The sequence below is a fragment of the Mesorhizobium sp. P2_A12 genome (assembly GCF_056405075.1).
This window is the reverse complement of the sequence record NZ_JBFUCU010000001.1, coordinates 41658-56390: the sequence shown is the minus strand read 5'-3', so window position 1 is coordinate 56390 and position 14733 is coordinate 41658. Positions and strand designations below refer to the sequence as shown.

General features: G+C 62.4%; 13 protein-coding genes. 7 read left to right on the top strand and 6 right to left on the bottom strand.

Annotation, left to right across the window (positions count from 1 at the left end; translation table 11 throughout):
* Positions 1-64: 64 nt before the first annotated feature.
* On the top strand, positions 65-565 hold the full coding sequence (gene secB, locus AC1DZU_RS00205; protein WP_095083878.1) for a protein-export chaperone SecB: 501 nt from the start codon (positions 65-67) through the stop codon (positions 563-565).
* A 248-nt stretch (positions 566-813) separates the two neighbouring features.
* On the opposite strand, the gene dnaQ is transcribed toward secB, so the two are convergent.
* The 5 genes from dnaQ to AC1DZU_RS00180 form a co-directional block, all read right to left on the bottom strand.
* Positions 814-1518 (bottom strand): DNA polymerase III subunit epsilon, encoded by a 705-nt coding sequence (dnaQ, locus tag AC1DZU_RS00200; RefSeq protein WP_477280667.1) that lies wholly within the window; start codon positions 1516-1518, stop codon positions 814-816.
* 75 nt (positions 1519-1593) lie between these two features.
* Entirely contained in the window at positions 1594-2199 is a 606-nt protein-coding gene (gene coaE / locus AC1DZU_RS00195) for a dephospho-CoA kinase (RefSeq protein ID WP_477280665.1), read from the bottom strand.
* Positions 2196-3038, bottom strand: a complete 843-nt coding sequence (locus AC1DZU_RS00190; protein ID WP_477280663.1) for a shikimate dehydrogenase — start codon at positions 3036-3038, stop codon at positions 2196-2198. The genes coaE and AC1DZU_RS00190 overlap by 4 nt, the downstream gene beginning before the upstream one ends.
* On the bottom strand, positions 3031-3630 hold the full coding sequence (locus tag AC1DZU_RS00185) for a Maf-like protein (protein ID WP_477280661.1): 600 nt from the start codon (positions 3628-3630) through the stop codon (positions 3031-3033). The genes AC1DZU_RS00190 and AC1DZU_RS00185 overlap by 8 nt, the downstream gene beginning before the upstream one ends.
* A 300-nt stretch (positions 3631-3930) precedes the next feature.
* Positions 3931-4752 (bottom strand): pyruvate, water dikinase regulatory protein, encoded by an 822-nt coding sequence (locus AC1DZU_RS00180; RefSeq protein ID WP_095083883.1) that lies wholly within the window; start codon positions 4750-4752, stop codon positions 3931-3933.
* A gap of 404 nt (positions 4753-5156) precedes the next feature.
* On the opposite strand from AC1DZU_RS00180, the gene hemE reads away from it, so the two are divergent.
* From hemE to rho, 3 genes are all read left to right on the top strand, one after another.
* Complete coding sequence (hemE, locus tag AC1DZU_RS00175) at positions 5157-6188, top strand: uroporphyrinogen decarboxylase (protein WP_477280659.1); 1032 nt, start codon at positions 5157-5159, stop codon at positions 6186-6188.
* Positions 6188-6733 (top strand): protoporphyrinogen oxidase HemJ, encoded by a 546-nt coding sequence (gene hemJ, locus AC1DZU_RS00170; RefSeq protein ID WP_477280657.1) that lies wholly within the window; start codon positions 6188-6190, stop codon positions 6731-6733. Before hemE ends, hemJ begins: the two co-directional genes overlap by 1 nt.
* Before the next feature lie 164 nt (positions 6734-6897).
* Positions 6898-8163, top strand: coding sequence for a transcription termination factor Rho (rho, locus tag AC1DZU_RS00165; protein WP_095083886.1), 1266 nt, complete (start codon positions 6898-6900; stop codon positions 8161-8163).
* A gap of 158 nt (positions 8164-8321) precedes the next feature.
* On the opposite strand, the gene AC1DZU_RS00160 is transcribed toward rho, so the two are convergent.
* The gene (locus tag AC1DZU_RS00160) at positions 8322-10340 is read right to left on the bottom strand and encodes a thioredoxin domain-containing protein (protein ID WP_477280654.1); all 2019 of its coding nucleotides are present in this window, start codon (positions 10338-10340) and stop codon (positions 8322-8324) included.
* Between the two features lie 62 nt (positions 10341-10402).
* Here AC1DZU_RS00160 and mnmE point away from each other — a divergent pair, with 62 nt between their 5' ends.
* The 3 genes from mnmE to rsmG all read left to right on the top strand — a co-directional run bounded on the left by mnmE (position 10403) and on the right by rsmG (position 14719).
* Positions 10403-11734: a tRNA uridine-5-carboxymethylaminomethyl(34) synthesis GTPase MnmE gene (gene mnmE, locus AC1DZU_RS00155; protein ID WP_477280652.1), complete on the top strand. Its 1332-nt coding sequence runs from the start codon at positions 10403-10405 to the stop codon at positions 11732-11734.
* A gap of 475 nt (positions 11735-12209) precedes the next feature.
* Positions 12210-14090: a tRNA uridine-5-carboxymethylaminomethyl(34) synthesis enzyme MnmG gene (gene mnmG / locus AC1DZU_RS00150; protein ID WP_477280650.1), complete on the top strand. Its 1881-nt coding sequence runs from the start codon at positions 12210-12212 to the stop codon at positions 14088-14090.
* Entirely contained in the window at positions 14087-14719 is a 633-nt protein-coding gene (gene rsmG, locus AC1DZU_RS00145) for a 16S rRNA (guanine(527)-N(7))-methyltransferase RsmG (protein WP_477280648.1), read from the top strand. Before mnmG ends, rsmG begins: the two co-directional genes overlap by 4 nt.
* Positions 14720-14733: the final 14 nt, after the last annotated feature.

Genomic DNA, 14733 nt, shown 5'->3' with positions numbered 1-14733 from the left:
ATGGTAGCGAACGCCCGATTTCAATTCGGTCAGCAATGCTGCCCAGGCAAGAGGACAAAGGCTTATGGCAAGCAAAGATGACGCGGCGCCCGGCGCAGCCAACGGAAACGGCAATGCGGCACAGCCGTCGCTCAACGTCCTGGCGCAGTATGTGAAGGATCTGTCGTTCGAAAGCCCCGGCGCGCCGAATTCACTGCGCGGCCGCGACAAGGCGCCCGGCATCGCCATCAACGTCAATGTCAACGCCAACCCGCTCTCCGACAAGCAGTTCGACGTCAATTTGACGCTGAACGCCAAGGCCTCCTTCGACCAGGAAGTGCTGTTCAATGTCGAGCTGATCTATGGCGGCGTGTTCGCGATCAGCGGCTTCCCGCAGGAACACATGCTGCCGATCCTGTTCATCGAATGCCCGCGCCTGCTGTTCCCCTTCGCCCGGCAGATCATCGCCGAAGCGACGCGCAACGGCGGTTTCCCTCCGCTGATGCTCGACCCGATCGATTTCGCGCAGATGTTCCAGCAGAAACTGGCGGAAGACCAAGCCGCGTCGAACGTCAAGGTGAGCTGAGCCTTGCCTTTGTTTGGATTATGAAGAACCCGGCCTCACGCCGGGTTTTTTGTTTTAGATGAAGACTTTAAGCGTTAGTTCTCGAACATCTGCGATTGGCCTGAGAATCCTATACCTTCGTCATCCTAGGGCGGAGCAGGAGCGAAGCGACGTCGCGGAGACCCTAGGATGACGAACGCGAGAAGGGCTTTGGCTAACCTCCAAGGTTTGTCCCGGTACCTCGCTCCCAACCGGTCTCCAATTTGCCGCTAGTTCCCAAGAACCTTCAACCACAGGGCCTTTTCGCCAAGTGTGGCGACCATGCCTGCGTGTGCGGCGCGCTCGGCTTCGGTCAGGCGCGGCGGCAAGGGGGCCGGGCGTTGGCTGATGGTGATTTCAATCTGGCGGACATTCTCGTTACCCCCAGCCGGCGCGGTGGCGCTGTCGAGGATGAGGGCAGCCTGCTTGCCGCCGATCAGCTCGATATAGACTTCGGCCAGCAGTTCGGAATCGAGCAAGGCGCCGTGCTTGGTGCGCCTTGTGTTGTCGATGCCGTAGCGCCGGCAGAGCGCGTCGAGCGAATTGGGGCCCATCGGGTGCTTGCGGCGCGCCAGCGCCAGCGTGTCGACGACACGGCCATTGTCGATGACCGGGTGGCCCAGCCGGCCGAATTCGACATTGAGGAAGCCGACATCGAACGTGGCGTTGTGGGCGACCAGCTTGGCGCCGTCGATGAAGGCCAGCCACTCCTCGGCAATCTCGGCAAAGGTCGGCTTGCCCGCGAGGTCCGCCATGCTGATGCCATGGACCGCCTGCGCTTCGGCGTGGATCGGCCGCCCCTGAGGATTGATATAGTGGTGGAAGGTCTTTCCGGTCGGGAAGCGGTTGACCAGTTCGATGCCGCCCAGCTCGATGACGCGGTCGTCGCGCGAATCAAGGCCGGTGGTTTCCGTGTCGAAGATGATCTCACGCATCGAATCAGTCGCTCCAGGCGAGCAGAATCATAAGACCGGAACAAAATGGCAATGGGCAATGCTGACGGCCTGGCGTCAGGAGATGGCATTCCTTGACTTATCCCCGGTCAGTTCCGCAACGATGGCTTTGACCGCCGTGCGGGCGGCGTCCATCCCTTGTCCGGTGTCGATGATGAAATCGGCCTGAGGGCGCTTATCCGCATCCGGCACCTGCTTGGCCAGGATCGATTCCAGTTTTTCCTCGGTCATGCCCGGTCGCGCCAGCACGCGCTGGCGCTGCACTTCGGCCGCGGCGGTGACGACGACGACCTTGTCGACGCGGTTGCGGCCGCCGGTTTCGAACAGCAGCGGAATGTCGAGCACCGCGAGCGGCGCTCCGGCGGCCCGGTTGCGCGCCAGGAAGGCATCGGCATCGGCGCGCACCAGCGGGTGGATAATGGCCTCCAGCCGCCTCAGCGCACTGGCGTCGCCAAGCACGCGTGCGCCCAGCTTTGTGCGATCGACCACGCCGGCGTCCGTCGTGCCGGGAAAGGCCGCTTCGACCAAGGGCGCGGCCTTGCCGGCATAGAGGCGATGCACCGCCTCGTCGGAATCATGAACCGGCACGCCGGCCTCGGCAAACATCCTGGCCGTTGTTGACTTGCCCATGCCGATCGAGCCGGTGAGACCGAGCACGATCATGGTTTCGGCACCAGGTCGGCGACGATGAGCGCGCGTAATTCGGCCGTAACCTGCGGCCTGACGCCGAACCAGCGCTCGAAGCCGGGCACGGCCTGGTTGAGCAGCATGCCGAGACCGTCGACCGTCTTCAGCTTCCTTGCGCGGGCCGCGGCAAGCAGCGGCGTCTCCAGCGGCACATAGACGATGTCGTTGACGATGGCGTGATCCGACAGCAAGGCCGGATTGGCGGCAAGGGTTTCATCCCCTTGCATGCCGAGCGCCGTGGTGTTGACCAGCAGGCCGGCATCGGCAAGCAGTTCGCCGGTCGCCGCAGTGCCGTGCGCGGTAACGCCGGCGCCGAAACGATCGCGCAATTCCTGCGCCCGGGCCAACGTGCGGTTGACGATGCGGATGTCGGCGACACCGCGTTGTTTCAGTGCATGGATGATGGCGCGCGAGGCGCCGCCGGCGCCAAGCACCACCGCCGGGCCGTTGCTCGCCCAGCCCGGCGCGTGATCGTCGAGGTTGGCGGCAAAGCCGTGACCGTCGGTGTTGCCGCCCCACAAGATGCCGTCCTCGAACCACAGCGTGTTGACGGCGCCGATCTCTTCAGCCGCCTCGTCTCGCCGGTCGACCAGCGCAAAGGCGGCCTCCTTGTGCGGAATGGTGACATTGCCGCCGCGATAACCGTTCGCCTGGAGCGTCGCCAGGAATTGAGCAAAGTCCTCCGGCGCCACGTCGATGGCCTGGTAGCTGCCGACGATGCCATGTTGGGCGAGCCAGTGGCCGTGGATCTTCGGCGAGCGCGAATGCTTGATCGGATGGCCGGTGACGAAGGCTTTTTTGGTCGCCTCAGCCATCGATCGCTCCAAGGGCACGAAGTTCGGCCAGCAGCGGGAGCAGCGGCAGGCCGACAATGGTGAAATGGTCGCCCTCGATCTTCTCGAAGAGCTCGATGCCTTCGCCTTCGACCTGGTAGGCGCCGACGCTGGCCAGCGCCTTGGCGCCGACGCGAGCCAGATGGCGGCCGATGAAGGCAGGGTCGAGCTTGCGCATGGTCATGCTGGCGATGCCGACATGCCGCCACAGCACCTGACCATCGCGGACCAGCACGGCGGCGCTGTTGAGCTGATGGGTCTTGCCCGACAAAGCCAGCAGGTGCCGGCGCGCGCCCTCCATGTCGGCTGGCTTGTGGAACACGTCGTCGCCGAGCGACAAAGTCTGGTCGCAGCCGAGCACCAGCGCGCCCGGCTTGCGCTCGCTGACCTCGGTCGCCTTGGCCTCGGCCAGCACCAGGGCGACATCCTCGGGCGAAACACCGCTGTCCTGCAAGGGCGCCTCGAGCGCCCGCTCGTCGACGTCGGCCGCAACCGCCTCGACGTCGACGCCGGCATTGACGAGCATCGCCTTACGGAACGAACTGCTAGAGGCGAGGATGATTTTTTCGGTCATTTTGCACTCGGGCGCAGACACAGGCGCGGTTAGAGTATGAGCAGCTCTAGTCGGTAAAGTGGGCGCTGCCCCTCATTGTCCTGCCGGACATTTCTCCCCGTATAGTGACGGGGAGAAAGGGGACAGCTTCAGCGCCGACGCTGTTTCCGGCTACGCTGGCGATTGGCGAAACCATCGATGGCAGCGCCCCTCTCCCCGTCACTATGCGGGGAGAGGATGCCGGCAGGCGGGTGAGGGGCAGCAACGACTTTCGGCTAGATTTCGCGTGGAGAAGACTCGGAAAACTCACTTTTCGCTCATTTATCTCGACTTGCCGCGCAGGGCAACGATCGCCGCCGCCGTTTCCTCGATCGAGCGGCGGCTGACATCGATCATCGGCCAGCCATGGCGCGTGCAGATCTGGCGGGCATAGGCGAGCTCCTCGGTGATGGCGGCGCGGTCGACATAGTCGCTCGCTTCGTAAGTGCTGCTGTTGCCGAGGATGCGGTTTTGCCGGACATGCGAGATGCGCTCGGCGGTGGCAATCAACCCGACGATCAGCGGGGTCTTGGCGTTGACCAGGCTCTCCGGCACCGGCACGCCGAGCACGATCGGGATGTTGGCGGTCTTGATGCCGCGGTTGGCGAGATAGATGCTGGTCGGCGTCTTCGACGTGCGCGAGATGCCGATCAGCACGATGTCGGCATCGTCCATATTGGCCGGCAGCTGGCCGTCATCATGCTCCATGGTGAAATTGAGCGCGTCGATGCGGCGGAAATATTCGGCGTCGAGAACATGCTGGGCGCCGACGCGGCGGCCGGCCGGCGTGCCGAGATAGGACTGGAACACGGTCAGCACCGGCTCCAGCACCGACACGCAGGGCAGGCCCATGGTCGCGCAGCGCTCGTCAATGCCGCGCGCCAGCTTCTGGTCTACGACCGTATAGAGGATGATGCCCGGTTCCTCCTCGATGTCCTCGAACACCTTGGCCACCTGCTTTTCGGTGCGGATGAGCGGGTAGATATGCTCGATGGCCCGCGCGTCCTTGTATTGCGCCGAAGCCGCCCGGCCGGCGGCGAGCAGCGTTTCGCCGGTCGCGTCGGAAATCAGGTGCAGGTGGAAGAAGCTCTGGGGTTTGTTCACAAGGGGTCACTCCAGGCTGTGGGCGGCTGTGGATAAAGCGGGATGGAAAGACGCGTCGGTCACGGGTGACTGTATCAGATGGCAGTTTGTCCACAATTCGTCGCACTGTCAGCTTCGCCGGGCGGCTGGGGACAAGTCTGGGGACGGTGTCTTTTGCCTCTCGCCTGTCCACAGGGGCGGCTTTTCCATTCGCTTCCTAACGCCTTGACTCCAGTCATGGATTCCAGACTTTCCCCAGAACCCTACAGTTTGGAGAGGCAAGCGCGCGACAATATGCTGGCTGGTGTTTTTGTGGGCAAAGCGGGACAGGTGACAACCACCACAACCAACAGACTCTTAGAATCAGAAGAATCTTAGATATAAGAATCTTTGATTATAGAGAGGCTTGGAGAAGCGAGCGCTCGATGCCCCAGAACCGGATCATGCTGGACGTCCTGAAGGGCAAGACGGTGTTTCCGCCTCCCCTCTGGATGATGCGTCAGGCCGGGCGTTATCTGCCGGAATATCGCGAGACACGCCGGCGGGCCGGTTCGTTCCTCGACCTTTGCTACGATCCCGACCTTGCCGTCGAAGTGACCTTGCAGCCGATCGAGCGCTTCGGCTTCGATGCCTCGATCCTGTTCTCGGATATTCTCGTCGTTCCACACGCGCTTGGCCGCGACGTACGCTTCGAAGAGGGGCACGGCCCCCTGCTGACGCCGATCACGGCGCCAGAGATTGCGGCTCTGGAGAGCAAAACGTTTCACGTGAATCTCGAACCGGTCTATGAGACGGTCCGCCGCCTGCGGGCAAAACTGCCCGATGAGACAACGCTGATCGGCTTCTGCGGCGCGCCTTGGACGGTGGCGACCTATATGATTGCCGGCCATGGCACGCCCGACCAGGCGCCGGCGCGGCTGTTCGCCTATCGCGAGCCGGAAGCCTTTCAACATTTGCTGAAAGTGCTTGCCGATCATTCGGCCGCCTATCTTATCCGCCAGATCGAGGCTGGTGCGGATGTGGTGCAGATCTTCGATTCGTGGTCGGGCGTTCTCGATGATGCATCGTTCGACCTGTTCTGCGTTCAGCCGGTGGCCGAGATCGTTGGCCGGGTCCGGGCGGTTCATCCCGATGTTCCAATCATTGGCTTTCCCAAGGGGGCCGGTGCGCGGTACCGGACCTATCGCCAGAAGACCGGAGTAACGGCCCTGGGGATCGACTGGACGGTGCCCCTGGTGGCGGCGAAGGATTTGCAGCGCTTGGGTGCGGTCCAAGGCAATCTCGATCCCTTGCGGCTCGTTGCTGGCGGCAAAGCCCTATCCGATGGTGTCGAGGCCATCCTGAAAACGCTGGGCGACGGGCCGCTGATTTTCAACCTCGGTCACGGCATCACGCCGGAGACGCCGATAGCGCATGTCGAGACAATGGTGAAACTGGTGAGGAGCGCGACCCGCTGATGACTCATTCAAACAGCACTGGCAGCACCAACAGCACCGGCCAGGCAATGATGCGGATGATGGTCGGCATTGCCGTGCTGGTCGTTCTCACGGCACTTTTGTTTTTCGTCGCGCCCGACAGCTTCTATCCATGGGCGAAAGCGATCCACATCCTTGCCGTCATCTCCTGGATGGCGGGCATGCTCTATCTGCCGCGGCTGCTGGTCTATCACGTGGATGCCGAGAAGGGCTCGGTGCAGTCGGAGACCTTCAAGGTGATGGAGCGCCGCCTGCTGCGCGGTATCATCAATCCGGCAATGATCGCCACCTGGGTTTTTGGTCTGTGGCTCGCCTGGAAAGGCTTTGGTTTCCATGGCGGCTGGCTGCACGCCAAGATCGGTGCCGTGCTTCTATTGTCCGCCGTTCATGGCTATCTGGCCGGCGCTGTGCGCAAATTTGCCGAGGACCGCAACGAAAAACCGGCCCGGCACTGGCGGATGATCAACGAGATCCCCACATTACTGATGATCGCAATCGTGATCCTGGTTGTCGTCAAGCCGTTTTAGCTCTTACCAGGGCCCATAAAACGCAGCTTGCTCTTTCACCCAAGCGACGATAAAAGACGGGTCTTCCTTCCCGTCATGCGCCGCCCTTTATTGCTTTCGGCCGCGCCCGGCATTTGTCGCATCCCGCCGATATATTTTCCCCAAAGCAGATTCAGAGTCCGTCTATGCAAGAAATGAAACTCGCAGAGTTCAAGAACAAGAAGCCACCAGAGCTGATCGCTTATGCCGAATCGCTCGAGGTCGAAAACGCCAGCGTCATGCGCAAGCAGGAGCTGATGTTCGCTATCCTGAAGAAACTGGCCGCCCAGGAGATCGAGATCATCGGTGACGGTGTTGTCGAGGTGCTGCAGGACGGTTTCGGTTTCCTGCGCTCCGCCAATGCCAACTATCTGCCCGGTCCCGACGACATCTACATCTCGCCCTCGCAGATCCGCCGGTTTTCGCTGAAGACAGGCGATACCGTCGAAGGGCCGATCCGCAGCCCGAAAGAGGGCGAACGCTATTTCGCCCTGCTCAAGGTCAACACCATCAATTTCGACGATCCCGAAAAGATCCGTCACAAGATCCACTTCGACAATCTGACGCCGCTCTATCCGACCAAGCGGCTGAAGATGGAGATCGACAATTCGACCAGCAAGGACATCTCGCCGCGCGTGATCGACCTGGTGGCGCCCATCGGCAAGGGACAGCGCGCGTTGATCAACGCGCAGCCGCGTACCGGCAAGACGGTTCTGATGCAGAATATCGCCCACTCGATTACTGCCAACCATCCGGAATGCTATCTGATCGTGCTGCTCATCGACGAGCGGCCGGAGGAAGTCACCGACATGCAGCGCTCGGTGAAGGGCGAGGTTATCTCCTCGACCTTCGACGAGCCGGCGGTGCGTCACGTCCAGGTCGCCGAAATGGTGATCGAGAAAGCCAAGCGCCTGGTCGAGCATGGCCGCGACGTCGTCATCCTGCTAGATTCGATTACCCGCCTCGGCCGTGCCTACAACACGGTTGTGCCGTCATCCGGCAAGGTGCTGACCGGCGGTGTCGACGCCAATGCCTTGCAGCGGCCGAAGCGCTTCTTCGGTGCCGCCCGCAATATCGAGGAAGGTGGCTCGCTGACCATCATCGCGACTGCGCTCATCGACACCGGCAGCCGCATGGACGAAGTCATCTTCGAAGAGTTCAAGGGCACCGGCAACTGCGAAATCCAGCTCGACCGCAAGGTTGCCGACAAGCGCATCTATCCGGCCATGGACATCTTGAAGTCCGGTACCCGCAAGGAGGACCTTCTGGTCTCCAAGCAGGACCTGCAAAAGATCTTCGTGCTGCGCCGCATCCTGGCGCCGATGGGCACCACGGACGCTATCGAGTTCCTGATCGACAAGCTCAAGCAGACCAAGACCAACGCGGATTTCTTCGATTCGATGAACACGTAACGGGTCTGGCCGAAACCTTCCGGCCTAAGCATCAACCCCATTCCGGCAAAACCGGGATGGGGTTTTTCATTGTCCGGGATCAGGTCGCATTCCCGATGCGGCGCGGCTGCATGTGGCAGCGGACTCCCCCCGTCGGTGCAAGGCGAGGTTTCCTGATCCTATTGGCGACGCAAGAGATGTTCGAGCTCTTTGGGATTCGTCACAACGGGAAGGCAGACTTGACCGGTGCAGAGCCAGCCGCCGGCTGCGTCGGTCGGCGGCAGGATACCGCCGGGCAGCAGGGGTCGATTCGCTTCCGAACCGATAGAAACCATTATGTCGACCCGACGCGGATCGGGGTTTCGATTCGCAACCGGAACAAGTTCGGGATTGGTCGGATCATCAATTAGCACCAGCTTAAGCGGCTCGATCGCCAGCGCGCAGGCGTTGACGATGCCGGCCTGGCCATAGGCCTGCTGCGCGGCTCGGCCGGCGGCATGCTCGGCGACATTCCAGGCTTTCTCCTGCAGGTCGAGGTCGCCGGTGACGGAGGCGAGCCGAACCAGCGCTTCGATAATCTGTCCGGTGGCGGAAGGAATGGCCTCGTCGACGTCGCCCCTTATGCGGATCGGCACGTCAGTGCTGTCGGAAGCGGTCAGATAGTAGCCGGTCCTGTCTGCATCGGCGTGCCAGTGGTCGAGTTGCTCGATGAACCCACTGGCCTGCTCGACATAGCTCCAGTCGCCGGTGGCTTCGAACAGCGCGATCGCGGCATTCGCCATGGCGGCATAGTCGCTGGACAGCGCCGGGAACAGTTTCCTCGGGCCGAGCATCGAATGCGGCAAACGGTTGTCGCGGCTGGCGGCGTTGATATGGGCAAAGGCCTTTGCCGCCGCGTCGATCCAGTCGCGCCGCGCCAGCGACCGGCCGGCCTCGGCCAGGGCTGCAATCATCAGGCCGTTCCAATCGGTGAGCGTCTTGGCGTCGAGACCTGGCCTGACCCGCTCTTCGCGGATAGCGAGAAGTTTCGCCTTGAGCGGTACGAGCTTTTCGTGGTCGACCACACTTTGGGATTGCTGCGAACTGGTTTGATGGACGACCGGCTTGCCTTCCCAGCCAGGTGGGCTGGAGAGCGTGAAGTATTTGAAAAACAAGGCCGAATCATCACCGAGTGCGGTTTCTATCTCCTCCCTGCTCCAGGTGTAGAACAGGCCCTCCTCGCCGTCGCTGTCGGCGTCGAGGCTGGCAGCGAAGGCGCCGCCGTCGACCCGCATTTCGCGCAACAGCCAGTCGACCGTGTCTTCGATTCGTACCCGGAACAAATTATTGCCGCTCGCCGCGTAGGCCCAGTTGCAGAAGCGGACGAGCTGGGCGTTGTCGTAGAGCATCTTTTCGAAATGCGGCACCAGCCATTCGGCATCGGTCGAATAGCGGCTCAGCCCGCCGCCGATATGGTCGTAGATGCCGCCGCTCAGCATCCGGTCGAGGCTGAGCAGGACATCGTCACGATGTGTGGAACTGCCGTCGCGCAGCCAGGACAGCCACAGCGTGAGCATGAATGGCGCATTCGGGAATTTCGGCGCGCCGCGCAAGCCGCCGAGATCGCGATCGATCATGCCGTCGATGCCCCTGGCAAGGCCTTCCAGCGTGTCGCGATCAAGCACTGTTTTGGCATGCGAACCAGCCAGCCGCGTCTCGACATGCATTGTCAGGCCGTCGGCGCTCTGGTTCAGGCTCGCCCTTTTCTCCCGCCAGGCCTTGTCCACCGCTTGCATCACCTGGATGAAGCCTGGGCGGCCGTAACGTGGCTCGCGCGGAAAATAGGTGCCACCCCAGAACGGCTTGCCGTCCGGCGTCACGAACATGGTCAGCGGCCAGCCGCCCTGCTCGCCCATCGAGGACAGCGCTGCCATGTAGATCTGGTCGATGTCCGGCCGCTCCTCGCGGTCGACCTTGATATTGACGAACAGACGGTTCATGACGGCGGCGACGTCGTCGTTCTCGAAGCTTTCATGCGCCATGACATGGCACCAGTGGCAAGCGGCATAGCCGACCGAGAGCAGGATAGGCCTGTCCAGTGCCCTCGCCTCTTCAAGCGAAGCCGGCGACCAGGCCCGCCAATGCACGGGGTTGCCGCTGTGCTGCTGCAGATAGGGGCTGGCTTCTTCGGCAAGCAGGTTTTGCGGAGGCAATGTCACGATGAAGCACTCGGCGATGCGATTGAACGGGCAAAGCTAGGGCAGTGCGGTAGAGCGGGCAAATGATTTCAAGGGATTCGATTGTCGCGCTGTCGAGCGGCCGGCTTCCTGCCGGCGTCGCCGTCATCCGCATTTCCGGCCCGCAGACTCGATTCGTAGTCGAAACGATCACCGGGAGCATGGTTAAGGACCGGGCGGCGGTTTTGCGCAAGTTCCGAGCGCCTGATGGTGCCGCGCTCGACAGCGGCCTGATTGTCTTTTTTCCCGGCCCGGCAAGCTTTACAGGCGAGGATGTGGCGGAGTTCCACGTTCATGGTGGGCGCGCGGTGGTGGCCAGGATGCTGGAGACGATCACCAGCTTCGACGGTGTCAGGCATGCTGATCCCGGCGAATTCACTCGTCGCGCCTTCCTCAATGGCAAGGTCGACCTGGTCGAAACCGAGGCGCTGGCCGATCTCGTCAACGCCGAAACCGAGGCGCAGCGGCGCTTTGCGGTCCAGAACGCGGAAGGTGTTCAGAGCGAGCTCTATCTGGGTTGGCGCCGCCGGCTGATCCACGCCCGCGCCATGATCGAGGCCGAGATCGACTTTGCCGACGAGGATGATGTGCCAGGTTCCGTTTCGGATACGGTCTGGTCTGATGTTCGGGCGATGATCGACGAGATCGACCGACACATTGCCGGATTTCGCGCCGCTGAAATCATCCGCGATGGGTTCGAGGTCGTGATTCTCGGTGCGCCCAATGCTGGCAAGTCGAGTCTGTTCAACGCCTTGGCGCGGCGCGATGCAGCTATTGTAACGGATGAGCCTGGCACGACCCGCGACTTGCTCGAGGTGGTGCTGGATCTGGAGGGGCTGCGCGTCAGGTTGACCGACACCGCCGGGCTGCGCGAGGCGGCAGGAAAGGTTGAGGCGATCGGCATTGAGAAGGCAAGGGCCAAGGCCGATCGAGCCGATCTGTTGCTTCTGTTGCAGGACGTTGCGGAGCCGCAGGCGATCGCTTCGATCCCGTCGGCGATACCGGCCCTGCGGGTTGGCACCAAGCGTGACCTTTTGGATGGCCAAGCGGCTGTCAGTGCGGACAGGCGCTATGATTACGTGATCTCGATCGTCGACGGGACCGGGGTGGAGGGGTTGCTGGCGGAAATCGGCCGGCGGGCAGCGCATGCGGCCGGCAGCGCCGGCGATATCCTGCCGTCGCGCCTGCGCCATGTCGACTTACTTGGCGAGGCGAACCGCCATCTGCACCGGGCGGTTGACGAGCGGGCTGTCGGGCAAGAACTGCGCGCCGAGGAGTTGCGGCTCGCCGCCGACCGGCTCGGCCGAATTGTCGGCGCCATCGACGTGGAGGACATGCTGGACGTGATTTTCGCGCAGTTCTGCATTGGGAAATGACTCACGTGAAACATTGGCAGCGCATCGCTGTGGCGGCCTCCTTGATTCACGTGAAACACAGTCGCGGACGCTGCGCGGCCCCTCATTGCCCTACCGGGCGCTCTTCGTTCAAAGAAAGCCAAGCAGTTGGCTTTTCGTCCGCTACGCGGACCACTCCTCAACTCCCCGTATAGCGATGGGGAGAAAGAGGCTGGCCGCTGCGCCGGCGCCTTTTCTGCAGCGCTGGCAATTGGCGAAACCATTGATGACAGCGGCCCTCTCCCCGTCATTATACGGGGAGAGGATGCAGGCAGGCAGGTGAGGGTAGAGCCAAGCTGTGATTGCCCCTGCTGTTTGGAGCGCGGATTCACGTGAAACACGGCGAAGACTCGCCACAGGGTTGTTTCACGTGAAACGAGCAGCGGAGTTTTCTTGACAGCATCGCCTTGCGGGGACATGTGTCGCTCAATCTTTTTTGAGTCTAGGACGTTTGGAAATGACCGATCACTATGATGTGGTTGTGGTGGGCGGCGGGCATGCAGGTTGCGAGGCGGCGAGTGCGTCTGCGCGCGCCGGCGCCAGAACCGCGCTGGTGACGCTGCGCTTCGACACGATCGGCGTGATGTCGTGTAACCCGGCCATCGGCGGTCTCGGCAAGGGCCATCTGGTTCGCGAGATCGATGCCATGGACGGGTTGATGGGTCGGGTAGCTGACGCCGCCGGCATTCAGTTCCGCTTGCTCAACCGTCGTAAGGGGCCAGCGGTGCGCGGGCCACGCACTCAGGCTGACAGAAAGCTCTATCGCCTTGCCATGCAAGAAGCGATTCGGCTCCAGAACGATCTCGACGTGATCGAGGGCGAGGTTCTCGACTTCGAGATCGTCGATGGGCGGATCGCGGCTGTTCTGCTGGCCAACGGCCTGCGGCTCGCCTGTGGCGCCGTCGTTTTGACGACCGGGACCTTCCTGCGTGGCCTCATCCACATCGGCGACAAGAAGATCGTCGCCGGCCGCATGAACGAGCAGGCGAGCATCGGCCTGTCGGCGACCATGAGCCGCGTCGGTTTCCAGCTCGGCCGGCTGAAGACCGGCACGCCGCCACGGCTGGACGGGAAGACCATCGATTGGGCGTCGCTGGATCGCCAGGCGGCGGATGAGGATCCGGTGCCGTTCTCTCTGATGACCGATCGCATCGAAACACCGCAGATCGAGTGCGGCATCACCCGCACGACGGCGGCGACGCATGATTTGATTCGCGCCAATCTTGGCCGATCGGCGATGTATTCCGGCTCGATCGAAGGTGTCGGGCCGCGCTATTGCCCATCGATAGAGGACAAGATCGTCAAGTTCGGCGACAGGGACGGGCACCAGATCTTTCTCGAGCCGGAAGGGCTCGACGATGACACCGTCTATCCGAATGGTATCTCGACCTCGTTGCCGCAGGATGTTCAGCTGGATATTCTCAAGACCATCCCTGGCCTAGAGCGCGCCGTGATGCTGCAGCCGGGCTATGCCATCGAATACGATCATGTCGACCCGCGCGAGCTGACCACTGGTCTGGAGACCAGGCGCGTCAGTGGTCTCTTTCTCGCCGGTCAGATCAACGGCACCACCGGATATGAGGAAGCCGCCGGGCAAGGCCTGCTCGCTGGCCTCAATGCGGCGCGCCGCGCGGCCGGCAGCGAGCAGATCGTGCTTAGCCGCACCGAGGCCTATATCGGCGTGATGGTCGACGATCTGACCAGCCGCGGCATCAGCGAGCCCTACCGGATGTTCACCTCGCGGGCCGAGTTCCGGCTGTCGCTGCGCGCCGACAATGCGGATGAGCGGCTGACGCCCCTCGCGGGCAAGCTGGGAATCGCCTCGGCGCAGCGGATGCAGCGCTACGGCAATATGATGCAGCAGCTCGACGAAGCGCGTCAGCTGGCGGTGTCGCTGACCATGACCCCAAACGAGGCGGCGCGGCATGGGCTTGAGATCAACCGGGATGGCGTGCGCCGCTCCGGCTATGAGCTGCTGGCCTATCCCGGTGTCGACGTTGGTTGGCTGGCGCGCGTCGAGCCCAAGTTTGCGGCGGTTGATGCTAAAACGGCCGAGCGCCTGGAAACGGAAGCGAAATATTCGGTCTATCTGGACCGCCAGAAGACGGATGTGGCACAGATCCGGTATGAAGAGAGCCGGCTGATCCCGGAGACAGTCGATTTCGCCGGTGTGCCCGGGCTGTCCAACGAGCTGAAACAGAAGATGCAGGCGCGGCGGCCACGGTCCATCGCCGATGCCCAGCGCATGGAAGGCATGACGCCGGCCGCGCTGGCGATCATCGTCGCGCATGTGCGCCATGAAGAGAATGCGCAGAGGCCCCAGAGGGACGTTGCGTGAATTCTTTCTCTTGGAAGAGCCTACAGGACGCGGCCGGTCCGGTTTCACGTGAAACATTCGACCGCCTGGTGACGTTCGAGCAGATGTTCCAGAAATGGAACCGCAGCATCAACCTGGTTGCGCAGTCGACGGCAGTCGATGTCTGGCAGCGTCACATCCTGGACAGCGCGCAGCTTGGGCGTATCGAGCCGACCGCGAATCACTGGGTCGATATCGGTTCGGGCGGCGGATTCCCGGGCCTTGTCATGGCCTTCTTGCTTGCCGAGCGCGACGGGGCGAACATCGATCTGGTTGAAAGCAATCGCAAAAAAGCGTCGTTCCTGCAGACCGTCATTGGCCAATTCGGCCTGCCGGCGCGGGTGGTGGCGCGCCGCATCGAAGACAGCCATGCGCTGGTCCCGGCGCCGCAGATCGTCACGGCGCGTGCCTTGGCCTCGCTTTCCACCTTGCTGGACCTGTCGGCGCCTTGGCTGACCTCAGGCGCGCGTGGCCTGTTCCACAAAGGCCGGGATTACCGCGCCGAAGTGCAAGAAAGCGTTCACCGATGGGCCTTCGATCTGGTAGAACATCCAAGCGTGACCGACCCACATGGCGTCATCCTCGAACTGTCGAATCTTCGACCTGTCTGATTTGCTCCAGGCGA